This is a genomic window from Actinoplanes nipponensis (genome assembly GCF_016862275.1).
GTDB lineage: Bacteria > Actinomycetota > Actinomycetes > Mycobacteriales > Micromonosporaceae > Actinoplanes > Actinoplanes nipponensis.
Window position 1 is genome coordinate 54,699 of the sequence record NZ_BOMQ01000024.1, and the last position, 22,912, is coordinate 77,610.

At 72.3% G+C, this 22,912-nt stretch carries 22 protein-coding genes; 18 read left to right on the forward strand and 4 right to left on the reverse strand.

Translation table 11 applies throughout. From position 1 onward, the window contains the following. Nucleotides 1-17: 17 nt before the first annotated feature. Nucleotides 18-1,244 (reverse strand): multidrug effflux MFS transporter, encoded by a 1,227-nt coding sequence (locus tag Ani05nite_RS09380; protein ID WP_239129560.1) that lies wholly within the window; start codon nt 1,242-1,244, stop codon nt 18-20. 98 nt (nt 1,245-1,342) lie between these two features. On the opposite strand from Ani05nite_RS09380, the gene aroC reads away from it, so the two are divergent. Both aroC and Ani05nite_RS09390 read left to right on the forward strand, forming a co-directional pair. Next, nucleotides 1,343-2,521, forward strand: a complete 1,179-nt coding sequence (gene aroC, locus Ani05nite_RS09385; protein ID WP_203766864.1) for a chorismate synthase — start codon at nt 1,343-1,345, stop codon at nt 2,519-2,521. Next, nucleotides 2,518-3,030 (forward strand): shikimate kinase, encoded by a 513-nt coding sequence (locus tag Ani05nite_RS09390; RefSeq protein ID WP_203766866.1) that lies wholly within the window; start codon nt 2,518-2,520, stop codon nt 3,028-3,030. The genes aroC and Ani05nite_RS09390 overlap by 4 nt, the downstream gene beginning before the upstream one ends. Here the strand turns inward: Ani05nite_RS09390 and Ani05nite_RS09395 are convergent. Beyond that, nucleotides 3,001-3,708 carry an alpha/beta fold hydrolase gene (locus tag Ani05nite_RS09395; RefSeq protein ID WP_203766867.1) on the reverse strand — a complete coding sequence of 236 codons (708 nt, stop codon included), beginning with the start codon at nt 3,706-3,708 and terminating at the stop codon, nt 3,001-3,003. The genes Ani05nite_RS09390 and Ani05nite_RS09395 overlap by 30 nt on opposite strands. Nucleotides 3,709-3,771: 63 nt before the next feature. Here Ani05nite_RS09395 and Ani05nite_RS09400 point away from each other — a divergent pair, with 63 nt between their 5' ends. Continuing rightward, the gene (locus Ani05nite_RS09400) at nt 3,772-4,953 is read left to right on the forward strand and encodes a helix-turn-helix transcriptional regulator (protein ID WP_203766868.1); all 1,182 of its coding nucleotides are present in this window, start codon (nt 3,772-3,774) and stop codon (nt 4,951-4,953) included. Nucleotides 4,954-4,955: 2 nt separating this feature from the next. Here the strand turns inward: Ani05nite_RS09400 and Ani05nite_RS09405 are convergent, their stop codons facing one another. Continuing rightward, nucleotides 4,956-5,660: a Clp protease N-terminal domain-containing protein gene (locus Ani05nite_RS09405; RefSeq protein WP_203766869.1), complete on the reverse strand. Its 705-nt coding sequence runs from the start codon at nt 5,658-5,660 to the stop codon at nt 4,956-4,958. 70 nt (nt 5,661-5,730) lie between these two features. On the opposite strand from Ani05nite_RS09405, the gene aroB reads away from it, so the two are divergent. The 4 genes from aroB to nusB all read left to right on the forward strand — a co-directional run bounded on the left by aroB (nt 5,731) and on the right by nusB (nt 8,333). Beyond that, on the forward strand, nt 5,731-6,807 hold the full coding sequence (gene aroB / locus Ani05nite_RS09410; protein WP_203766870.1) for a 3-dehydroquinate synthase: 1,077 nt from the start codon (nt 5,731-5,733) through the stop codon (nt 6,805-6,807). After that, on the forward strand, nt 6,804-7,232 hold the full coding sequence (gene aroQ, locus Ani05nite_RS09415) for a type II 3-dehydroquinate dehydratase (protein ID WP_203766871.1): 429 nt from the start codon (nt 6,804-6,806) through the stop codon (nt 7,230-7,232). The genes aroB and aroQ overlap by 4 nt, the downstream gene beginning before the upstream one ends. 109 nt (nt 7,233-7,341) lie before the next feature. Beyond that, nucleotides 7,342-7,899, forward strand: coding sequence for an elongation factor P (gene efp, locus Ani05nite_RS09420; RefSeq protein ID WP_203766872.1), 558 nt, complete (start codon nt 7,342-7,344; stop codon nt 7,897-7,899). A gap of 23 nt (nt 7,900-7,922) precedes the next feature. Continuing rightward, nucleotides 7,923-8,333, forward strand: coding sequence for a transcription antitermination factor NusB (gene nusB, locus Ani05nite_RS09425; protein ID WP_203766993.1), 411 nt, complete (start codon nt 7,923-7,925; stop codon nt 8,331-8,333). Between the two features lie 1,657 nt (nt 8,334-9,990). Here the strand turns inward: nusB and bldD are convergent. Then, nucleotides 9,991-10,479 carry a transcriptional regulator BldD gene (gene bldD / locus Ani05nite_RS09430; protein ID WP_015624001.1) on the reverse strand — a complete coding sequence of 163 codons (489 nt, stop codon included), beginning with the start codon at nt 10,477-10,479 and terminating at the stop codon, nt 9,991-9,993. Nucleotides 10,480-10,791: 312 nt separating this feature from the next. Between bldD and pyrR the strand changes: the two genes are divergently transcribed. From pyrR to rpoZ, 11 genes are all read left to right on the forward strand, one after another. Continuing rightward, entirely contained in the window at nt 10,792-11,349 is a 558-nt protein-coding gene (pyrR, locus tag Ani05nite_RS09435) for a bifunctional pyr operon transcriptional regulator/uracil phosphoribosyltransferase PyrR (RefSeq protein WP_239129567.1), read from the forward strand. Then, nucleotides 11,346-12,269, forward strand: coding sequence for an aspartate carbamoyltransferase catalytic subunit (locus Ani05nite_RS09440; protein ID WP_203766875.1), 924 nt, complete (start codon nt 11,346-11,348; stop codon nt 12,267-12,269). Before pyrR ends, Ani05nite_RS09440 begins: the two co-directional genes overlap by 4 nt. Further along, nucleotides 12,266-13,531, forward strand: coding sequence for a dihydroorotase (locus tag Ani05nite_RS09445; protein WP_203766876.1), 1,266 nt, complete (start codon nt 12,266-12,268; stop codon nt 13,529-13,531). Before Ani05nite_RS09440 ends, Ani05nite_RS09445 begins: the two co-directional genes overlap by 4 nt. Continuing rightward, nucleotides 13,528-14,640, forward strand: a complete 1,113-nt coding sequence (gene carA, locus Ani05nite_RS09450) for a glutamine-hydrolyzing carbamoyl-phosphate synthase small subunit (protein WP_203766877.1) — start codon at nt 13,528-13,530, stop codon at nt 14,638-14,640. The genes Ani05nite_RS09445 and carA overlap by 4 nt, the downstream gene beginning before the upstream one ends. Then, the gene (gene carB / locus Ani05nite_RS09455; protein WP_203766878.1) at nt 14,640-17,951 is read left to right on the forward strand and encodes a carbamoyl-phosphate synthase large subunit; all 3,312 of its coding nucleotides are present in this window, start codon (nt 14,640-14,642) and stop codon (nt 17,949-17,951) included. Before carA ends, carB begins: the two co-directional genes overlap by 1 nt. Before the next feature lie 43 nt (nt 17,952-17,994). Continuing rightward, nucleotides 17,995-19,023 (forward strand): quinone-dependent dihydroorotate dehydrogenase, encoded by a 1,029-nt coding sequence (locus tag Ani05nite_RS09460; protein ID WP_203766879.1) that lies wholly within the window; start codon nt 17,995-17,997, stop codon nt 19,021-19,023. A 307-nt stretch (nt 19,024-19,330) separates the two neighbouring features. After that, the gene (locus Ani05nite_RS09465) at nt 19,331-20,617 is read left to right on the forward strand and encodes an adenosylmethionine--8-amino-7-oxononanoate transaminase (RefSeq protein WP_203766880.1); all 1,287 of its coding nucleotides are present in this window, start codon (nt 19,331-19,333) and stop codon (nt 20,615-20,617) included. A 20-nt stretch (nt 20,618-20,637) separates the two neighbouring features. Continuing rightward, on the forward strand, nt 20,638-21,468 hold the full coding sequence (gene pyrF / locus Ani05nite_RS09470) for an orotidine-5'-phosphate decarboxylase (protein ID WP_203766882.1): 831 nt from the start codon (nt 20,638-20,640) through the stop codon (nt 21,466-21,468). A gap of 183 nt (nt 21,469-21,651) precedes the next feature. Continuing rightward, nucleotides 21,652-21,969 carry an integration host factor, actinobacterial type gene (mihF, locus tag Ani05nite_RS09475; protein WP_125806289.1) on the forward strand — a complete coding sequence of 106 codons (318 nt, stop codon included), beginning with the start codon at nt 21,652-21,654 and terminating at the stop codon, nt 21,967-21,969. A gap of 32 nt (nt 21,970-22,001) precedes the next feature. Then, complete coding sequence (gene gmk / locus Ani05nite_RS09480; RefSeq protein ID WP_203766884.1) at nt 22,002-22,604, forward strand: guanylate kinase; 603 nt, start codon at nt 22,002-22,004, stop codon at nt 22,602-22,604. 21 nt (nt 22,605-22,625) lie between these two features. Then, nucleotides 22,626-22,889: a DNA-directed RNA polymerase subunit omega gene (gene rpoZ / locus Ani05nite_RS09485; protein ID WP_015623990.1), complete on the forward strand. Its 264-nt coding sequence runs from the start codon at nt 22,626-22,628 to the stop codon at nt 22,887-22,889. The last annotated feature ends 23 nt before the right edge of the window (nt 22,890-22,912 follow it).

The following is a 22,912-nucleotide window of genomic DNA, read 5'->3' on the forward strand; positions in this document are numbered from 1 at the left end:
CGCCGGACGGGCGGGGCTCAGACCGCGCGAGCGGTCGCGGCCCGGGCGAGCACCACCACCGACAGCAGCGCCACCAGCGCGAAGCTCATGATCGCCACGGCCATCGGCGCGCCCCGGCCGGGGTCGCCGAAGCCGATCAGCGGCGCCGCCACCGCCGCGATCACCGACTGGATGCCGCCCAGCAGGGCGGCCGCCGTCCCGGCGCGTTCCGGGTGCCGGTCCAGGGCCAGCGCGGTCGCGTTCGGTGTCACCATGCCGATCGTGCCGACCAGCACGAACAGGCCCACGAGGAGCCCCGGCAGGCTGCCCAGCAGGGCCGCGGCGAAGACGATGCCGCCCGCCGCCCCCTGCGCCACGAGCGTGGCCAGCAACAGCCGGCGGGGCGGGTAGCGGTCCAGCAGCCGGCCGTTGACCTGGCTCAGCACGATCAGGCCGCACGCGTTCAGGCCGAACAGCAGGCTGAACGTCGTGGGGGACAGGCCGTAGCCGTCCTGCAGGACGAAGGACGAGCCGGAGATGTAACTGAACAGGGCGGCGAACGCGAACGCCTGCGCGAGCGCGTACCCCAGGTAGGTCCGGTCCCGGACCAGGATCCGGGCCGTGCGCGCGGTGTCGGCCAGGCCGCCCGGGCTGCGCCGCGCCGGCGGCAGCGTCTCCGGCAGGCGCCAGCCGATCAGCAGCGTGAGCAGCGTGGCGATGACGCCGAGGGCGACGAAGACGCCGGGCCACGAGGTCACCTTCAGCACCGCGCTGCCGAGGGCGGGCGCCGCGATCGGCGCCACCCCGAAGATCAGGGTCAGCCGGGAGAAGTACTTCGCGGCGGCGACCCCGGCGTGCAGGTCCCGCACGATCGCCCGGGCCACCACGACGCCGACGCCGCCGGCGACGCCTTCCACCAGGCGCAGCCCGGCCAGGGCCGGGGCGGTCGGGGCGAGCGCGCACAGGTACGAGAAGACCGCGTACGCGCCGACGCCGGCGATCAGCGGCCGCCGCCGGCCCCACCGGTCGCTGAGCGGGCCGCAGACCAGCTGCCCGACCGCCAGCCCGATCAGGCACGTGGTCAGCGACAGCTGCACCTGCGCGTCGGACACCCCGAGGTCGCCGGCCAGGGCCGGGAACGCGGGCAGGTACATGTCCAGCGACAGCGGCCCGATCGCGGTGACCAGCCCCAGCATGACCACGAGCAGCGGACCGTGGGCGCCGGGCACGGGCCGGCTGACCGGCGCGGCGGGCGGGGAGGACACCCCAGGACCATAGCCCGGGTGGATGTCACGGGTCCGTAAGGCGGGACGACCCTGCCCGGGGGCGCAGGCCGCGACGGCTGCGTGCCAGACTGTGACCCGTGTTGCGCTGGCTTACCGCAGGTGAATCCCACGGCCCGGCGCTCGTCGCCCTTCTCGAAGGGGTGCCCGCCGGTGTGCGGGTGACGAGCGAGGACATCGGCCGCGACCTCGCACGCCGCCGCCTCGGCTACGGCCGCGGCGCCCGGATGCAGTTCGAGCAGGACGAGATCGAGATCATCGGCGGCGTGCGCCACGGTGTCACGCTCGGCAGCCCGGTCGCGATCCGGATCGGCAACTCGGAGTGGCCCAAGTGGCGCACCGTGATGGCCGCCGACCCGGTCGACCCGCAAGAGCTGGCCTCCCAGGCCCGCAACGCGCCGCTGACCCGGCCCCGGCCCGGCCACGCCGACCTGGCCGGCATGCAGAAGTACGGCCACACCGACGCCCGGCCGATCCTCGAGCGCGCCAGCGCCCGCGAGACGGCGGCCCGCGTGGCCGTCGGCGTGGTCGCCAAGGCCCTGGTCAAGCAGGCGCTCGGCATCGACGTCGTCTCGCACGTCATCGAGCTGGGCTCGGTCGTGGCCAAGCCCGGCCTGATCCCCACGCCCGACGACGCCGACCGGATCGACGCCGACCCGCTGCGCTGCCTCGACCCCGAGGCCAGCGCCCGGATGGTGGCCGAGGTCGACGCGGCCAAGAAGGACGCGGACACCCTCGGCGGCATCGTCGAGGTGCTCGCCTGGGCCGTGCCCCCGGGCCTGGGCTCGCACGTGCAGTGGGACCGCAAGCTCGACGCCCGGCTGGCCACCGCCCTGATGTCCATCCAGTCGGTCAAGGGCGTGGAGATCGGCGACGGCTTCACCCAGGCCCGCTCGCGCGGCTCGGTCGCGCACGACGAGATCATCCCGACCGCCGACGGCGTCAAGCGGATCACCGACCGGGCCGGCGGCCTGGAGGGCGGCATCACCAACGGCGAGAACCTGCGGGTCCGCGCCGCGCTGAAGCCGATCTCCTCGCTGAACCGGGCGCTGCAGACCGTCGACGTGGTCACCGGCGAGGCGACCACGGCGATCAACCAGCGCTCCGACGTGTGCGCGGTGCCGGCCGGCGCGGTGGTCGCCGAGGCGATGGTCGCGCTGGTGCTGGCCGAGGCGGCGACGGAGAAGTTCGGCGGCGACTCGGTCGCCGAGATCCGCCGCAACCTGGCCGGCTACCTCGACAGTCTGCTGATCCGGTGACGGCGCCGGCCGCGGTGATCGTCGGCCCGCCCGGCGCGGGCAAGACCACGGTCGGGCAGGCGGTGGCCGCGCTGCTCGGCGTGGACTTCGCCGACACCGACCACCTGATCGAGCAGCGCGCCGGCAAGCCGATCCCGGAGATCTTCTTCGACGACGGCGAGGACGCCTTCCGCGCCCTGGAACGCGAGACGATCGCCGCGTCGCTCGGCTCGTTCACCGGGGTGCTCGCCCTCGGCGGCGGCGCGATCCTGCACGAGGGCACCCGCGAGGCGTTGCGCGCGCACACCGTGGTGTTCCTGTCCGTCGAGCTGACCGACGCGGTCAAGCGGGTCGGGCTCGGCGCGGGCCGCCCGCTGCTCTCGGTGAACCCGCGGGCGACCCTGAAATACCTCATGGAGCAGCGCCGCCCGCTCTACGCGTCGGTGGCCACCCACACGATCGCCACCGACGCCCGGAGCCCCGACGAGATCGCCGCCGAGCTAGCCGCGCTGCTCAAGGATCGCGGCTAGCGCGGCCGGCTCGCTCAGCATCGGCCAGTGGCCGGTGGGCAGCGCCACGATCTCGGCCTCGGTCAGGCCGGCGAAGAACGGGTGGCCCGCGGCCGCCATCTCCGTGATCTGCTCCAGCGAGAAGGTGCACGCGACCAGCGTGGTGGGCAGGTCGCGCGAGGTGGCCCGGGCGCCGAGCGGCTGGGTCACCGAGGCGCGGGGATGCGGTGTGCCGCGGGTCCGCAGCAGCGTCAGCGCCGCCTCGTCCAGCCCGGCCAGCAGCACAGGATCGGCGCCGGGGTCCCAGTCCCGCGGCGGCACCGCGTCACCCTCGTCCGCGCCGGCCGGCTCCCCGGACATCGACTGCTGCGTCGTGCCCTCCGGCAGCGGCCCGCTGTCCACATAGATCACCCGGCCGATCCGCTGGCGCAGCCGCAGCGCCGCCGCGCTCACCGGCATGCCGCCGTAGCTGTGGCCGACCAGCACCACGTCGCGCAGGTCTCCGATCTCGACCAGGCGGACGATGTCCTCGGTGTGGGTGTCCAGATCCACGGTGGGGCCGAGCAGGTGGGAGCGGTCGGCCACCCCGGTGAGGGAGAGCGGGAAGACCTCGTGCCCGGCGCGGCGCAGGGCGGCCGTCACGTCGTGCCAGGCCCATCCGCCGAGCCACAGGCCGGAAACCAGAACGTATGTCGTCATGCCGGCCACGCTAGGGGGGATACCGGACGTTTCCGGTCCGGTATGGGGTGCAGAATCATCGGCATGCCGCATCCCGCCTCGCGCGTCCTGGCCATGCTGGAGCTGCTCCAGACCCACCGCAGCATGCGGGGCGGCGAGCTGGCCGCCCGGCTCGCGGTCGACGAGCGCACGGTCCGGCGGTACGCGGGCACGCTGGCCGAGCTCGGCATCCCGGTGACCGCGGAACGGGGCCGGTACGGCGGCTACCGGCTGCTGCCCGGCTTCAAGCTACCGCCGCTGATGCTGACCGACGACGAGGCCGTGGCCGTGCTGCTCGGCCTGGTCGCCGCCGACAGCCTGGGCCTGGCCACGGACGCCCCCGCGAGCGCCGCCGCCGAGGCGAAGATCAGCCGGGTGCTGCCGAAGGCGCTGGCCGAGCGGCTGGCGGCCCTGCGGGCCAGCCTGGGCCTGACCCTGCGCCGCCGCGAACCGGCCGGCCCGTCCCCGGCCGGCGGGGCGTCGATCGCCGATCTGCTGCTCACGCTGGGGACGGCGACGCGCTCCCACCAGCGCGTGGCCCTCACCTATCGCGCACCCCGCCGCCGCCCCGAGCCCGCCGAGCCCGCCGAGCCCGCCGAGCCTGCCGAGCCTGCCGAGCCCGCCGAGCCCGCCGAGCCCGCCGAGCCTGCCGAGCCCGCCGAGGCCGCTGAGCCCGCTGAGCCCGCTGAGGCCGCTGAGCCCGCTGAGCCCGCCGAGGCGGCCCGCTCCGCCCAGCCGGCCGGGCCCGCGGAGGTGGAGCCGCCGGAACGGATCAGCCGCCGCCGCGTGGACCCCTACGGCCTGGTCTTCCACAACGGACGCTGGTACCTGGTCGCCCACGACCACCGCACCGACGAGATCCGCTCGTTCCGCCTGGACCGCATCGTCACCGCCAACGCCACCGGCGAGGAGTTCGAGGCGCCGCCGAACTTCGACGCCGTCGCGCACGTCACCCGGCAGTGGGCCGGCCTGCCCTGGAAGTGGGAGGTCGAGGTGCTCATCGAGGCCGACGTGGCCCAGGTCCGCCGCCGCCTGCCCGCCGCGGTCGCCGACGTCACCGAGGTGGCCGACGGGGTGCGGCTGAGCTGCCGGGCGCAGAGCCTGCCCGGCATGGCCCAGATGCTCGCGGGCCTGGGCTGGCCGTTCACGGTGGTGCGCCCGGACGAGCTGCGGACCGCGCTCACCGAGCACGCCGCGCGACTCGTCCGGTACGCCGAGCGGGGATGAGGTCAAGCGGTGCGCGCCTCGAGCGCCTCGATGCGCCGGATCACCGGACGCAGCTCCTGCCGTACCAGGGAAGCGAGCTCCTCCGGGCCGGCCGGCGGCCTGGTCGCCCGCAGGTGGGCGTAGCCGCCGAGGGCGGCGGAGACCGCGCGGCGCACCGACTTGCCGTCGGCGCCCGCCTCGCGCAGCACCCGGCCCGCGATGCCGTCCGGCTCGGCCGCGAGACCGATGAGCAGGTGCTCGCACCCCACGTAGTTGTGGCCCAGCCCGCTGGCCTCGGCGATCAGCATCTCCAGGGCGTTGGCGGCCGGGGTGCTGTAGCGCAGGCCCGGCCCGCCGCCCGGTTCGTCCTTGTCAGCCCAGCTCAGCGCGGCCGGATCGATCTCCATGGCCCGGAGCACGCGCAGGGCCAGGTTGTCGCCCTCGGTGATCATCGCGCGGAGCAGGTGGCCGGTGCCCACGGTGGGCGCGCCCGCGTCGCGGGCCGCGGTGATCGCCAGGGCGACGACCGTCACGGCCCGCTGGGTGAAGGCGGGCAGCCGGGCCGCGAGCTGTTCGGCGTCGAGCTCGCCGAGCGGGGTCTGCCGGATGGCGGTGATCCGCCGGACCGCCTCCTCCAGGGCCCGCTGGCAGACGGCGGACACGGGCAGGCCGGAGTCGCGGACGGCCTCGGCCAGGTCGTCGGGCAGGTACACGTTGATTTTGGGCATGCGTCAGATGTAACCCCGACTGGGGTTAGGTGTCTATAACCCCATTTCCGGAGCACTAGGATCGCCCGTGATGAACGACGTGACGCGAATCCCTGTGCCCGGTGACCGGCCGTACGACGTCCTCGTGGGCCGGGGTCTGCTCGGCGCCCTGCCCGGGCTGGTCGACGGGGCCGTGCGCGCCGCGGTCCTCCACGCCCCTCCGCTCAAGGAGCGGGCGGCGGCCGTGGCCGACGCCCTGTCGGCGGCGGGCCTGCGGCCGCTGCCGATCGAGGTTCCGGACGCCGAGGCGGGCAAGTCGATCGACGTGGCCGCGCGCTGCTGGGACGAGCTCGGCGCGGCCGGCTTCACCCGCACCGACGCGGTGGTGGGCATCGGCGGGGGCGCGGTCACCGACCTGGCCGGCTTCGTCGCGGCGAGCTGGCTGCGCGGCGTGCGCTGGGTGCCCGTCCCGACCTCCCTGCTCGGCATGGTGGACGCGGCCGTCGGCGGCAAGACCGGCGTGAACACGGCGGCGGGCAAGAACCTGGTCGGCGCGTTCCACCCGCCGGCCGGCGTGCTGTGCGACCTGGACGTGCTCGACACGCTGCCGGCCGACGACCTGGTCGCCGGCCTGGCCGAGGTGGTCAAGTGCGGCTTCATCGTCGACCCGGCGATCCTCGGCCGCATCGAGGCCGATCCGGCCGCGGCCACCGACCCGCGCGGCGCGGCGCTGCGCGAGCTGGTCGAGCGGGCGATCCGGGTCAAGGCCCGCGTCGTCGGCGCCGACCTGCGCGAGTCCGGGCTGCGGGAGATCCTCAACTACGGCCACACGCTCGCCCACGCGATCGAGAAGCGCGAGCAGTACGGCTGGAAGCACGGCCACGCGGTAGCGGTCGGCATGATCTTCGCCGGCGAGCTGTCCCGGCTCTCCGGCCGCCTGGACGACGCCACCGCGGCCCGCCACCGCGCGGTGCTGACCCGGCTCGGCCTGCCGGTCGCGTACCCGCCGGAAGCCTGGCCCGACCTGCTCGCCGCGATGCGCGTCGACAAGAAGGCCCGCGCCGACACCCTGCGCTTCGTCGTGCTGGACGGGCTGGCGCAGCCGGGCATCCTCACCGGGCCGGCCGAGGAGACGCTGGCCGGGGCGTACCGGGCGGTGTCCGGGTGAGGACCTACGTCCTGAACGGGCCCAATCTGGGCCGGCTCGGCACCCGCCAGGTCGACGTCTACGGGGTCACGTCGTACAAGGATCTCGTCGAGCTGTGCGTGGCCGAGGGCGAGGCGCTGGGCCTTGACGTCGAGGTGCGGCAGACCGACGCCGAGCACGAGATGCTCGGCTGGCTGCACGCGGCCGCCGACGAGCAGGCCCCGGTCGTGCTGAACCCGGGCGCCTGGTCGCACTACTCGTACGCGCTCCGCGACGCCTGCGCGATGCTGCGCGCGCCGCTGGTCGAGGTGCACATCAGCAACATCCACGCCCGTGAGGAGTTCCGCCACCACTCGGTGGTCTCCGCGGTGGCCACCGGCGTCATCGCGGGCCTGGGCGTCGACGGCTACCGCCTGGCGCTGCGACACATCGCCGGACGTGGTTGACCCGATTCGCCTGTTCACGACGCGCGCCGGTAAACTCGCTCGGTCACCTTCACGCTTTTAAGACCATCACGCTTTCAAGACCATCACGCTTTCAACACCAAGGCAGGACATGGCTTCCACCAACGACCTGAAGAACGGCCTGGTGCTCAACCTCGAAGGCGCCCTGTGGGCCGTCGTCGAGTTCCAGCACGTCAAGCCGGGCAAGGGCGGGGCGTTCGTGCGCACCACGCTCAAGAACGTCCTCTCCGGCAAGGTCGTGGACAAGACGTTCAACGCCGGCACCAGGGTCGAGACCGCGACCGTGGACAAGCGCACGATGCAGTACCTCTACCAGGACGGTGAGGACTTCGTCTTCATGGACCTGGACACCTTCGAGCAGATCACCGTGCCCGGCCCCACGGTCGGTGAGAACGCCAACTACCTGCTCCCCGAGGCCGAGGCCACGGTGGCCACCCACGAGGGCGTGCCGCTCTACATCGAGCTGCCGACCAGCGTCTTCCTCGAGGTGACGTACACGGAGCCCGGCCTGCAGGGCGACCGCTCCACCGGCGGCACCAAGCCGGCCACCGTCGAGACCGGCGCGACGGTCAACGTCCCGCTGTTCATCACGACCGGCGAGAAGATCAAGGTCGACACCCGCGACGGCCGTTACCTCGGCCGTAGCTGATGGCCGAGGGCCCCAAGACCCAGATGCCGGCGCGCCGCAAGGCGCGCAAGCGGGCGCTGGACGTCCTCTACGAGGCCGACCTGCGCGACCTCCCGCCGGCCCAGGTGCTGGTCACCTACCTGGATCGCATCGCCAAGCCCCGCCCGGACCACCTGGACTACACGGTCAGCCTGGTCGAGGGCGTGGCGAAGCACCTCGACCGGATCGACGAGCTGATCGCCAGCTACGCCGAGGGCTGGACCATCGACCGCATGCCGGTGGTGGACCGCAACCTCGCCCGGATCGCGGTGTTCGAGCTGCTCTACGTGGGCGAGATCGACGACCCGGTGGCGATCTCCGAGGCGGTCGAGCTGGCCAAGCAGATGTCGACGGATGACAGCCCGCGGTTCCTCAATGGGATTCTGGGGCGGATCGCGGAGTTCGCCAGTAGGTAGGTTCTGCTTCAAGCGATCGGCCTGGGCCCTTGCGGGGGTCCGGGCCGTTCGTCTTTTCAAGATCAAATTCTTTCAGGGTCATGTCGTGCGTGGGTGCATGGTGCTGACCGTCGCTCCCGCCGATTGCGGGCTTCGTGCTTTGTTCCAGTCGGGTCGGGCTGGGTGCATGGGCGGGCGGGATGCCCCACTCCGGGCGGTCAGGCTTGATCCCTGCTTGGGGCGTCCTCGCCCCAAGCCCTGTGATCGTCGCGGGCGGGGGCGGCCTGCTGGATGCTGTTGGGCAGCGCCCGCCCGCTTCGCTGGTGTCGCGTTGTCGCTGGCCGGGCCGGTCTTCTGGCATGTGCGGTGGGTGGCTTTGGCCGGGTCGCCGGCCGTGCTGCGGGAGCGGCGCTCGGTCTGAGGGGCCGGTGAGCTGGCTTTTGACCGCGCGGCTTCACGGCTGGGGTCGGGCTCGTCGCTGCTGGGGCTTGGCCTTGCTTCGGTGCTGCTGGGGTTGGACTGGCCTGGCTGCTCGGGTTGACTGGCCTCGGCTGTCGGGTCGGCCTCGCCTGCCTTGCGTTGGCGCGCGCCTCGCGTCGCTGGTTGGGGGGCTCGCCTTGCGTTGCTGCTCGATGGGCTCGCCTCAATGCTCGGTGCCTCACCCCACCGGCTGCTCCGTCTCTGTCCGGGTTCCCGGCTCCTTGCCTTGTGCGCTTCACGGCTCCTTGCCTTGTGCGCTTCCCGGCCTTCTGAGCCGCCCGGAGTCGTCCGGCCGATGTTCGTGCTGCCGGCACCCGCGGGTTCGCCCTCTCGGTGAATCTTGTGTAGCGGAGCCCGAAAAATCGGCCTGCGCTCATCAAGATCTGTGCGGGTAGGCATCCGCAGGCGCCAGCGGGTGTTCTTGCGGGGATCGAGCAGGTAGGCCAAATCCTGCGTCACCAAGATCCGTGTGGGTGGGTGGGTGCTGTCGGCGCGCCGAGCGTCATGGGGTGCTTGTGGCGGGTTCGGGCGGGGTCGGCCGACCCGTGCCTATCAAGATCTGTGCGGGTGGGTGCGGGGGCGCGCCGGGCGTCATGAGGTGCTTGTGGCGGGTCCGGGCGGGGTGGGGCCGACCCATGCTCATCAAGATCCGTGCGGGGTGGGTGCTACGGGCACGAAGGACGTCATGGGGTACTCGGGGCCGGACCGAGTGGGGGTAAGCCGACCCGCAGTCACCAAGATTCGTTCGGTGGGGGCCACGGCTGCTCGTGGCGGGACCGGGCGGGTTAGCCCAATCGGCCGGTGGATCGTGGCCGGCCGGCCTCACCCTGCTTGCTGACCGCCCCGACTGAGCCCCACGCGGCGTGTTCGGTGGAGCGCAGGCGATCCGGGCGATGTGGTCACCCGTAGTCACGAGGAAAGTGACCGCCGCCGGGCGCTCGGCAACCCCTTGACCTGCCCCGGCCGGCTGTTCTCCGCCGAGCCCGCGGGAGCCGACCCCGAATGGGCGACCGAATCGATGTCCCCCATGACCGAATCCGCCCGCATGGCGAGCTCCCGACCTCGTGGCGCACCCTTGACCCGTGCGGCGGACCGGTGTCCCGACCGGGCTCGGTCACCCGATCCGGGGCGGACGGGCGCGGAGACGCGAAGAGGGGACCCGCGACTGCGGGACCCCTCTGCGGCAGGTGCCGGGTGATCAGCTGGCGAAGAACGCCCGCGGGTCAGCGACCAGCACACCCTGTTCGGTCAGGCGCTCGATGAGGCCCGACGGCGAGATGTCGTACACGATCGCGAGGGCGCGCAGGTCGTCCGCGCGGATCGACAGCACGCGACCGTTGTAGTCGCCGCGCTGCTGCTGTATGGCCCGGGCGTAGCGCGCGACGTAGGCCAGGTCCTCACCGGCGGCGTCGTACAGCTTCTCCAGGTCGAGCACGATCTTGTTGGTCGCCTCGAGCCGGACGCCGCTGCCGTCGGGCAGCAGCTCCGAGACGGGGACGCGGTAGAAGTCGGCCAGTTCGGCGAGGCGCGAAACGGTGACGGCGCGATCGCCACGCTCGTACGAGCCCACCACGACGGCCTTCCAGCGGCCGTTCGACTTCTCTTCCACGCCCTGCAGGGACAGGCCCTGCTGCTGGCGGATGGAGCGCAGGCGGGCGCCCAACGACTTGGCGTACTCAGACGGCATTCGGACACTCCCAGTACTGTGCTGGCCCGGAGGGTTCTTCCTCGGATCGCTACGCTGCGTGACGGTACGGAGTTTGCAACCTCTGGTCAAGTGTCGGTTACCGATGAGTCGCCGAGCTCGGGAGAGAGTTGCCCGCATTCGTCCGTTCGGTCCGCGGGTCAGCCACGTCACCATGGTCAACGCCGCAGGCACTGGTAACGTAGCGTCAGCCATCAGGGATCCTGCAACGGGGTCCTTGACCGACGTCCTTTAACGACCCGTCCCGTGAGGCGGGGAAGGAGGTCCGCTGTGGCGTCCCTACGTGACACCCACATCGGCACTGCGCCCGGCAAGACCGTTCTCTCCGCGTCCGACCTGCACCGGGTCGTCGACCGGATAGCGCATCAGATTCTCGAGAAGACCTCCGGCGCCACCGGCACCGTCCTGCTCGGCATCCCCACCCGCGGCGTGCCGCTCGCCCGCCGGCTGGCCGCCCGCATCCACGCCTTCGAGGGCATCGACGTGCCGGTCGGCGCGCTCGACATCACGCTCTACCGCGACGACCTGCGGCTGCACGCCACCCGCGCGCTCGGCAAGACCGAGATACCCGGCGACGGCATCGACGGGCGGCGGGTGATCCTGGTCGACGACGTGCTGTTCTCCGGCCGTACCGTGCGGGCCGCCCTGGACGCGCTCAGCGACGTCGGCCGGCCCAGCTCCGTGCAGCTCGCCGTGCTGGTCGACCGCGGCCACCGGGAGCTGCCCATCCGCGCCGACTACGTCGGCAAGAACATCCCGACCGCACAGTCCGAGAGCGTGCGCGTGTCGCTGGCCGAGACCGACGACGGTGTCGACGAGGTACGGCTCTCCGGCTCGGAGGATCCCCGATGATCAAGCACCTGCGCTCGGCGGCCGACCTGGACGCCGAGACCGCCACCCTGATCCTGGACACCGCGGGCGAGATGGCCGCCCTGGCCGGCCGCGAGGTCAAGAAGCTGCCGACGCTGCGCGGCCGTACGGTGGTCAACCTCTTCTACGAGGACTCCACCCGGACCCGGATCTCCTTCGAGGCCGCGGCCAAGCGGCTCTCGGCCGACGTCATCAACTTCTCCGCCAAGGGCTCCAGCGTCTCCAAGGGCGAGAGCCTCAAGGACACCGCGCTGACCCTGCAGGCGATGGGCGCGGACGCGGTCGTGATCCGGCACCCGGCCAGCGGCGCCCCGCACCGGCTGGCGTCCTGGGTGGACGGCTCGGTGATCAACGCCGGCGACGGCACCCACGAGCACCCGACCCAGGCGCTGCTGGACGCGTACACGATGCGCTCCCGGCTCGGCCGGCTCGACGGCCTGAACGTGGCCATCGTGGGTGACGTGTTGCACAGCCGGGTCGCCCGCTCCAACGTTCTGCTGCTCAGCACGCTGGGCGCCCGGGTCACCCTGGTCGGCCCGCCGACGCTGATCCCGATCGACGTGGCCGCGGCCCTGCAGCCCGGCCTGAAAGTGTCGTACGACCTCGATAGCGTCCTGCCCGACGCGGACGTCGTGATGATGCTGCGGGTGCAGACCGAGCGGATGCAGGACTCCTACTTCCCTTCCGCCCGCGAATACAGCCGCCGCTACGGGCTCGACGCGCCGCGGATGAGAAAGCTGCCGGAGCACGCGATCGTCATGCACCCCGGGCCGATGAACCGGGGCATGGAGATCGCGCCCGAGGTGGCCGACTCGTCGCGCTCCACCATCGTCGAACAGGTCGCCAACGGGGTCAGCGCCCGGATGGCGGTTCTCTACCTGCTGCTCGGAGGCAAGGCATGACCTCGTACCTGATCAAGGGTGTTTCGATCCTCGGCGGTGCGTCGGCCGATCTGCTGATCAAGGACGGGGTGCTCGCCACCGGTTCCGCCGACGGCGCCGAGGTGATCGACGCCGCCGGCCTGGTCGCGCTGCCCGGCCTGGTCGACCTGCACACCCACCTGCGCGAGCCCGGCCGTGAGGACGCCGAGACGGTCGAGACCGGCTCGCGGGCCGCGGCGCTCGGCGGCTACACCGCGGTGTTCGCGATGGCCAACACCTCGCCGGTCGCCGACACCGCCGGCGTGGTCGAGCAGGTCTGGCGGCTGGGCCGCGAGGCCGGCCTGGTCGACGTGCAGCCCATCGGCGCGGTCACCGTCGGGCTGGCCGGTAAGCAGCTGGCCGAGCTGGGCGCGATGGCCACCTCGGCGGCCGGCGTGCGGATCTTCTCCGACGACGGCCACTGCGTCGCCGACCCGCGGCTGATGCGCCGCGCGCTGGAATACGTCAAGGCGTTCGACGGCATCATCGCCCAGCACGCGGAGGAGCCCCGGCTCACCGAGGGCGCCCAGATGCACGAGGGCGAGGTCTCCACCCGGCTCGGCCTGACCGGCTGGCCCGCGGTGGCCGAGGAGGCGATCATCGCCCGCGACGTGCTCCTGGCCGAGCACGTCGGCAGCCGCCTGCACGTCTGCCACGTCTCCACCGCCGGGTCGGTCGAGGTGCTGCGCCAGGCCAAGGCCCGGGGGGTACGGGTGACCGCCGAGGTCACGCCGCACCACCTGCTGCTCACCGACGAGCTCGCCGCCAGCTACGACCCGGTGTTCAAGGTCAATCCGCCGTTGCGCACCGCGAAGGACGTCGCGGCGCTGCGCCAGGCGCTGGTCGACGGCGTGATCGACGTCGTGGCCACCGACCACGCGCCGCACGCGGTCGAGGACAAGGAATGTGAGTGGGCGTACGCCCGGCCGGGCATGGTGGGGCTGGAAACGGCGTTGCCGGTCGTGCTCTCCGTCCTGGGCGAGCAGTGGGAGCTCATCGCCGAGCGGATGTCCCGGGCCCCGGCCCGCATCGCCGGGCTCGCCGGGCACGGCACCGATCTCACGGCCGGCTCGCCGGCCAACCTGACGCTGGTGGACCCGTCCGCCCGGCGGGTCGTCGACCCGGCCGAGCTGGCGAGCCGCAGCCGCAACACACCGTACGCGGGCACCACCCTGCCGGGTCGCATCGTCGCGACCTTCCTTCGGGGAGAGCCGACTGTCCTGGATGGGAAGGCCGTCAAGTGAAACCAGCCATTCTTGTATTGGAAGACGGGCGCACGTTCCGTGGTCAGTCCTACGGCGCCGAGGGGGAGACCTTCGGCGAGGCCGTGTTCACCACCGGCATGACCGGTTACCAGGAGACGCTGACCGACCCGTCGTACCACCGGCAGGTCGTCGTGCAGACCGCGCCGCAGATCGGCAACACCGGCGTCAACGCCGAGGACGACGAGTCCGACCGGATCTGGGTGGCCGGCTACGTGGTCCGCGACCCGGCCCGCCGGCCGTCCAACTGGCGTTCGACCGGCGACCTCGGTGAGCGGCTCGCCGCCGAGGGCGTCGTCGGCATCAGCGGGATCGACACCCGGGCGCTGACCCGCCACCTGCGCTCGCGGGGCGCGATGCGGGTGGGCATCTCCACGGTCGACCTCGACCCGGCGTCGCTGCTCGACCGGGTCCGGGCCCAGCCGCAGATGATCGGCGCGGACCTGTCCGCCGAGGTCACCACCGGCTCGCGATACACGGTGGAGGCGGTCGGCGAGCACCGCTACACGGTGGCCGCGCTCGACCTGGGCATCAAGCGCAACGTCTCGCGCCGGCTGGCCGAGCGGGGCGTCACCACGCACATCTTCCCGGCGTCCTCGACCATCGAGGAGCTGCTGGCGGTCAGCCCGGACGCGGTGTTCCTGTCACCCGGGCCCGGCGATCCGGCCACCGCCGACGTACCGGTGGCGCTGGCCCGGGCCGTGCTGAGCCGGCGCGTGCCGCTGTTCGGCATCTGCTTCGGCAGCCAGATCCTGGGCCGGGCGCTCGGCTTCGGCACCTACAAGCTGGGGTACGGCCACCGCGGCATCAACCAGCCGGTGTTCGATCGGACCACCGGCAAGGTCGAGGTCACCTCGCACAACCACGGCTTCGCCGTCGACGCCCCGCTGAACACGGTCATCGACACCGAGTTCGGCGGCGTCGAGGTGTCGCACGTCTGCCTCAACGACAACGTGGTCGAAGGGCTGCGGGCGCTGGACGTGCCCGCGTTCACGGTCCAGTACCACCCCGAGGCGGCAGCCGGCCCGCACGACGCGGACTACCTGTTCGACCGCTTCGTGGAGCTCGTCGAGAAGGTTGAGGCCCGCTGATGGGAAAGCGCACCGATCTGCAGCACGTGATGGTGATCGGCTCCGGCCCGATCGTCATCGGCCAGGCCTGCGAGTTCGACTACTCCGGCACCCAGGCGTGCCGGGTGCTGCGCGCCGAGGGGCTGCGCGTCTCGCTGGTCAACTCCAACCCGGCCACGATCATGACCGACCCGGAGTTCGCCGACGCCACCTACGTCGAGCCGATCACGCCGGAGTTCGTCGAGCTGGTCATCGCCAAGGAGCGCCCGGACGCGATCCTGCCCACCCTCGGCGGGCAGACCGCCCTGAACACCGCGATCGCCCTGCACGAGAACGGCGTCCTGGAGAAGTACGGCGTCGAGCTGATCGGCGCGAACGTCGACGCCATCCGCAAGGGTGAGGACCGGCAGCTCTTCAAGGACATCGTGGCCAAGGCGGGCGGCGAGACGCCCCGCTCGCGGGTCTGTCACTCGATGGACGAGGTGCACGCGGCCGTCGCCGAGCTCGGCCTGCCGGTGGTCATCCGGCCGTCGTTCACCATGGGCGGCTTCGGCTCGGGCATGGCCCACAACGACGAGGATCTCGACCGCCTGGCCGGCGGCGGGCTCGCCGCCTCCCCGGTGCACGAGGTGCTGATCGAGGAGAGCGTGCTCGGCTGGAAGGAGTACGAGCTCGAGCTGATGCGCGACAAGCACGACAACGTCGTGGTGGTCTGCTCGATCGAGAACGTCGACCCGATGGGCGTGCACACCGGCGACAGCGTCACGGTGGCGCCCGCCATGACGCTGACCGACCGGGAGTACCAGAAGCTGCGCGACCTGGGCATCGCGGTGCTGCGCGAGGTCGGCGTGGACACCGGCGGCTGCAACATCCAGTTCGCGATCAACCCGGCCGACGGCCGGCTGGTCGTCATCGAGATGAACCCGCGGGTGTCGCGGTCCAGCGCGCTGGCGTCCAAGGCCACCGGCTTCCCGATCGCGAAGATCGCCGCCAAGCTGGCCATCGGCTACACCCTGGACGAGATCCCGAACGACATCACGCTCAAGACCCCGGCGGCGTTCGAGCCGGCGCTGGACTACGTGGTCGTCAAGATCCCGCGGTTCGCCTTCGAGAAGTTCCCGGGCGCGGACGCCGAGCTGACCACCACGATGAAGTCGGTGGGCGAGGCGATGAGCCTGGGCCGCAACTTCGCCGAGGCGCTCAACAAGGCCATGCGCTCGATGGAGACCAAGGCCGCGGGCTTCTGGACCGCGCCCACCTTCACCGACGTCGACGAGGCGCTCGCCGCGCTGCGGGTGCCGCACGACGGCCGGCTCTACACGGTCGAGGCGGCGCTGCGGCTGGGCGCGAGCGTCGAGCAGGTGCACGAGGCCAGCGGCGGCATCGACCCGTGGTTCCTGGACGAGATCGCCGCCCTGGTCGAGCTGCGGCAGCGGATCCTGGACGCGCCGGTGCTCGACGAGGAACTGCTGCGGATCGCCAAGCGCTCCGGGCTCTCCGACCGTCAGCTCGCGGCGCTGCGCCCGGAGCTGGCCGGCGAGGACGGCGTACGGACCCTGCGGCACCGGCTCGGGGTGCGCCCGGTCTACAAGACGGTCGACACCTGCGCGGCCGAGTTCCAGGCCGACACGCCGTACCACTACTCCACGTACGACGAGGAGACCGAGGTCGCGCCCTCGGACCGGCCCAAGGTGCTGATCCTGGGCTCGGGGCCGAACCGGATCGGGCAGGGCATCGAGTTCGACTACTCGTGCGTGCACGCCGTCATGGCGCTGCGTGAGGTGAGCTTCGAGACCGTCATGGTCAACTGCAACCCGGAGACCGTCTCCACCGACTACGACACCGCCGACCGGCTCTACTTCGAGCCGCTCACGTTCGAGGACGTCATGGAGGTCTTCCACTCCGAGGACTCCTCCGGCAAGGCCGCCGGCGGTCCCGGCGTGGTCGGCGTGATCGTCCAGCTCGGCGGGCAGACCCCGCTCGGGCTGGCCCAGCGGCTCAAGGACGCCGGCGTGCCGATCGTGGGCACCTCGCCCGAGTCGATCCACCTGGCCGAGGACCGCGGCGCGTTCGGCCAGGTGTTGCACAAGGCCGGGCTGCGCTCGCCCGAGCACGGCACCGCGACCAGCTTCGACGAGGCCAAGGCCATCGCCGACGAGATCGGCTACCCGGTGCTGGTCCGGCCGTCGTACGTGCTCGGCGGTCGCGGCATGGAGATCGTGTACGACGAGCCGACGCTGGCCGACTACATCGCCCGGGCCACCGAGATCTCGCCGGACCACCCGGTGCTGGTGGACCGCTTCCTGGACGACGCCATCGAGATCGACGTGGACGCGCTCTGCGACGCCACCGGCGAGGTCTACATCGGCGGGGTCATGGAGCACATCGAGGAGGCCGGCATCCACTCCGGCGACTCGTCCTGCTCGCTGCCGCCGGTCACCCTGGCCGGCTCGCACCTGGCCGAGGTGCGCCGCTACACCGAGGCGATCGCCCGCGGCGTCGGCGTGCGCGGCCTGCTCAACGTCCAGTACGCCCTCAAGGACGACACGCTGTACGTGCTGGAGGCCAACCCGCGCGCCTCCCGGACGGTGCCGTTCGTGTCCAAGGCGACGGCGGTGCCGCTGGCCAAGGCGGCCGCCCGGATCATGCTCGGGGCCACCATCAAGGAGCTGCGCGACGAGGGCATCCTGTTCCGCGACCGGGACGGCGGCGAGACCCCGGCCGACGCCCCGATCGCGGTCAAGGAGGCGGTGCTGCCGTTCAAGCGGTTCCGCACCCCGGCCGGCAAGGGCGTGGACAGCCTGCTCGGCCCGGAGATGAAGTCGACCGGCGAGGTCATGGGCATCGACCCCGGCTTCGGCCCGGCGTTCGCCAAGTCGCAGGCGGCCGCGTACGGCTCGTTGCCGACCAGCGGCAAGATCTTCGTCTCGGTGGCCAACCGGGACAAACGCTCGATGATCTTCCCGGTCAAGCGGCTGGCCGACCTCGGCTTCACGATCGTCACCACCGCCGGCACCGGCGAGGTGCTGCGCCGGCACGGCATCGCGTGCGAGATCGTGCCCAAGCACTTCGAGAGCCCGGGTAAGAACGCGGTGGCGCTGATCCAGGCCGGCGAGATCGCCCTGATCATCAACACGCCGCAGGGCTCGGGGGCCAGCGCCCGCTCGGACGGCTACGAGATCCGCAGCGCCGCCGTCACGTACGACATCCCCAGCATCACCACCGTGCCCGGCGCGGCCGCGGCGGTGATGGGCATCGAGGCCCTGATGCGCGGCGACATGACGGTCCGCCCGCTGCAGGAGCTGCACGCGATGCTGCGGGAGGGCGAGTGAGCCAGCCGAGCATGCCGTGCGCGGCGCAGGCGGAGGTGCGGGGGTGAGCCTGTTCACCAGCGCGGTCCGGCCGGTTCTCTTCCGGCTGGGCGGCGGTGACGCCGAGAAGGCGCACGAGTTCACGCTGGAGCGGCTGGCGTCGCTCGGCGCCCGCCCGCGCGCCCTGCTGCGCAGCCGCTACGCGGTGCCGGCGCCCGTCGAGGCGTTCGGCGTGCGCTTCCCCAACCCGGTGGGGCTGGCCGCCGGCATGGACAAGAACGGGGTGGCCCTGCCGGCCTGGCCCGCGCTGGGCTTCGGCTTCGTCGAGGTGGGCACGGTCACCGCGAAGCCGCAGCCCGGCAACGACCAGCCCCGGCTGTTCCGGCTGCGCGACAGCGAGGCCGTGATCAACCGGATGGGCTTCAACAACGCGGGCGCGGCGGCGCTGGCCGCCCGCCTGGCCGAGCTGGGCCCGCTGGGCGTGCCGCTGGGGATCTCGCTGGGCAAGTCCAAGGTGACGCCGCTGGAGGAGGCGGTGGAGGACTACCTGACCTCCTACCGCCTGCTGCACCCGTACGCGGACTACATCGCGGTCAACGTGTCGTCGCCCAACACGCCCGGCCTGCGCACGCTGCAGGACCGGTCGGCGCTGGCGGCGCTGCTCGGTGCGCTGGTCGGCGGCAAGCCGGTGCTGGTGAAGATCGCCCCGGACCTGACCGAGCCGGCCATCGCCGAGCTGCTGGAGGTCTGCCTGGCGGCGGGCGCGGCGGGCGTCATCGCGACCAACACCACGCTGGCCCGCGACGGGCTGGCGGCGGCCGACCAGCCGCGGGCCGCGGAGGCGGGCGGGCTCTCCGGGCGGCCGCTGACCGAGCGGGCCCGCAAGATCGTCCACTTCGTCCACGAGGAGACGGGCGGCCGGCTGCCGATCATCGGCGTCGGCGGGATCCTCGACGCGGACGACGCGGCCCGGATGTTCGACGCGGGGGCGGCGCTGGTGCAGCTCTACACGGGTTTCATCTACCGCGGGCCGGCGCTGGTCCGGGCCGCCGCGAAGGCCTACGCGACCGCCGGGGAGAAGGCCAGGCCGTGACCCTGGGCGGGGCTCGGGCCGTAGGGCCGCCCGGAGCCGCCGGCCGCGGGAGGGAGGTCTGTCCGTCCCCGCCCGCCGGCGCGGATCTGATCGGTCGCCCGGGCCCGGGCCCGGCCGCCGCAGCATCCTGGCCCGTTGGTTGGGCCGCCGCGGCATCCTGGCCCGTCGGCCCGGCTCCTGCGGCATCCTGGCGCGCCGGTCGGGCCGCCACGGCATCCTGGCCCGCCGGCCCGGCCGCTGCGGCAGTCTGGCCCGCCGGTCGGGCCGCCGTGTGCGGGCGGTCGGCGGGCGGCCCGCGGGGCCGGTCTTGACCGGCCCGGCCGGCCGCGACCGGGCGGAACTCCTGGCCCTGGACCGCGCCCACGTCTGGCACCCCTACGGCCCGATGCCCGGCCGCAGCGAGCCCTACGTCGTCGACAGCGCCCAGGGCGTCCGCCTGCGGCTGGCCGACGGGCGGGAGCTGGTCGACGGCATGTCTTCGTGGTGGGCGGCCATCCACGGCTACCGGCACCCGGTGCTGGACGCCGCGCTGGCCGAGCAGGCCGGCCGGATGAGCCACGTCATGTTCGGCGGGCTCACCCACGCGCCGGCCGTCGAGCTGGCCACCACGCTGGTCGAGCTGACCCCGGACGGCCTCGAGCACGTCTTCCTGTGCGACTCCGGCTCCGTGGGCGTCGAGGTCGCCATCAAGATGGCCCTCCAGGCCCAGCCGGCCCGCGGCCACCCGGGCCGGCGCCGGCTCGCCACCTGGCGCGGCGGGTACCACGGCGACACGTTCCATCCGATGAGCGTCTGCGACCCGGTCGGGGGAATGCACCAGCTCTGGACCGGGGTGCTGCCCGCCCAGGTCTTCGCGGGCCCGCCGCCGGCGGATTACGACCCGGCGTACGCCGCCGAGCTCAGCGACCTGGTCGAGCGACACGCCGGCGAGCTGGCCGCGGTCATCGTCGAGCCGGTGGTGCAGGGCGCCGGCGGCATGCGTTTCCACCATCCGGAATACCTGCGGGTGCTGCGCGAGGTGACCGCGGCGCACGGCGTGCTGCTGATCTTCGACGAGATCGCGACCGGCTTCGGCCGTACCGGTGAGCTCTTCGCCGCCCACCACGCCGGGGTGACCCCCGACATCCTGTGCCTGGGCAAGGCCCTCACCGGGGGCTACCTGACCCTGGCCGCGACCCTGTGCACCGCCGCGGTGGCCGAGGCCGTCTCCGCGGGCAGCGCCGGGGGGCTGGCGCACGGGCCGACCTTCATGGGCAACCCCCTGGCCTGCGCCGTCGCCAACGCCTCCATCGGCCTCCTGCGCGCCCAGGACTGGCGCACCCGCGTCGGGACCATCGAGAAGGGCCTGCGGGCCGGTCTCGAGCCGCTGCGGGCCGCTCCCGGCGTCAGTGACGTCCGCGTGCTGGGCGCCATCGGCGTGGTGCAGCTCGATCACGAGGTCGACGTGGCCGCGGCGACCGCCGCCGCCGTGGCCGCGGGGGTCTGGCTGCGGCCGTTCCGGGACCTGATCTACACGATGCCGCCGTACGTCGCCGACGACGCCGATGTCGCCCGCATTACCCGAGGAATCGCCGCCGCGGTGTCCGCCACCTGACACGGAAGTGAGAACGACCCATGGAGTCCTTCGGAAGCCGGCTGCACCGCGCCACCGCGCAGCGTGGGCCGCTGTGCGTGGGCATCGATCCGCACGCCGCCCTGCTCGCCCGGTGGGGCCTGTCCGACGACGTCGCCGGCCTGGAACGCTTCGCCCGTACGGTCGTCGAGGCACTGGCCGATCGGGTCGCCGTGCTCAAGCCGCAGTCGGCCTTCTTCGAGAGATTTGGGTCACGCGGCATCGCCGTTCTTGAGTCAATTATCCGACAGTCACGCGAGGCCGGGGCGCTGGTGCTGCTGGACGTGAAGCGCGGCGACATCGGCTCGACGATGGCCGCGTACGCCGACGCTTACCTCAATCCGGACAGTGCTCTATGTGCTGACGCGATCACTGTGAGTCCCTTTCTCGGAGTCGGCTCTTTGCGTCCCGCGTTCGACATGGCGGCCGCCCACGGCGGCGGCGTTTTCGTGCTCGCGCTGACCTCCAACCCCGAGGGAGTGGCCGTCCAGCACGCCGTCGGCGCCGACGGCCGGACCGTCGCGCAAACCGTGATCGATGAGATTTCCCAGGTCAACGCGGGTGCGGACCCGCTCGGCAGCCTCGGGCTGGTGGTCGGCGCGACCATCGGCGAGACCGGCCACGACCTGTCGAAGGTCAACGGCCCGCTGCTCGCTCCGGGGCTCGGAGCGCAGGGTGGGAGCCCCGCCGATCTGCGCCGGATCTTCGGCGAGAGCCTGCGGAACGTGCTGCCGTCGTACTCACGCGAGGTTCTCGGCGCGGGCCCCGAGGTGGCCTCCCTGCGGGCCGCCGCGGACCGCGCCGTGACCGCCTGTAGCGCCGTGATCGGGTGAAACGGCCTGCCTAGCAGGCCTGCCCCGGCCCGGCGCAGGGGTACCCCCACGTTGCCGAAACCGCCGTTGACCGCTAGTTTTCCCGGCGCCGGGAACCACATGCCCCTTTGGTTCCCTGGCACACCACGTTTCACAGAGTGCCGGTATTGGACTACCGGTGCGATAGGGACCTGAGGAGAACTGGTGCCGCTCCCGCAACTAAGCCCCGAGCAGCGTAAAGCCGCGCTGGAGAAGGCCGCGGAGATTCGCAAGGCCCGGGCCGAGCTGAAGGATCAGCTCAAGTCTGGCAAGACCACCCTCGCCGCCGTGCTCGACCGGGCGGAAGGCGACGACGTCGTCGGCAAGCTGAAGGTTTCGGCCGTGCTCCAGGCGCTGCCGGGCATCGGCAAGATCCGGGCGACCCAGATCATGGAGAAGCTCAAGATCGCTGACAGCCGTCGCCTTCGTGGCCTCGGCGAGCAGCAGCGTAAGGCCCTCCTGGGGGAGTTCGCTGCGAACTGACTCACCGGCTCGTGTTGAATGAGCCTGTGAGCATGGATGACGACGCGCGCCCGGCGGCCCGACTCACCGTCCTGTCCGGCCCCTCGGGGGTGGGCAAGGACAGCGTGATCGAGCTGATCCGGGCGCGCTCGCCATGGATCAAGCTGTCGGTTTCGGTGACCACCCGCAAGAAGCGCGACTACGAGACCGACGGCGAGCACTACCACTTCGTCACCCGGTCGGAGTTCCAACGCCTGGTCGACGGCGACCAGCTGCTCGAGTGGGCCGAGTTCGCCGGCAACCTCTACGGCACGCCGCGGGCCCAGGTCGAGGGCTGGCTGGCCCAGGGCCGGCCGGTGCTGCTGAAGATCGACTTGCAGGGGGCCCGCCAGGTGCGGGCCACGATGCCCGACGCGCAGCTCGTCTTCCTGGCCCCGCCCAGCGTCGACGAGCTCCGGCGCCGGCTGATCGGGCGCGGCACCGACGACGAGGACACCATCCGGCGCCGCCTGGCCCACGCCGACGAGGAGCTGGCCGCCGAGAAGGAGTTCGACCGCACCGTGGTCAACGACTTCGTCGAGCGGGCCGCCGACGAGCTGGTAGGATTGCTCGGTTCGTCGTTTCTGACTCCCGCTCAGCCGCCGGTGTCTAGCTGAGAATTAAGGAAGTACATCACTGTGGGAACCATCGCCAACCCCGAAGGCATCACCAACCCGCCGATCGACGAGCTGCTCGACAAGACCTCGTCGAAGTACTCGCTGGTGATCTTCGCGGCCAAGCGCGCCCGCCAGGTCAACGCCTACTACAGCCAGCTCGGCGAGGGCCTGCTGGAGTACGTCGGCCCGCTGGTCGAGACCACTCCGCAGGAGAAGCCCCTGTCGATCGCGATGCGCGAGATCAACGCCGGTCTGCTGACCGCCGAGGCGACCGACAATCCCTGATCCGCTGCTTCGCCGTGCACCCG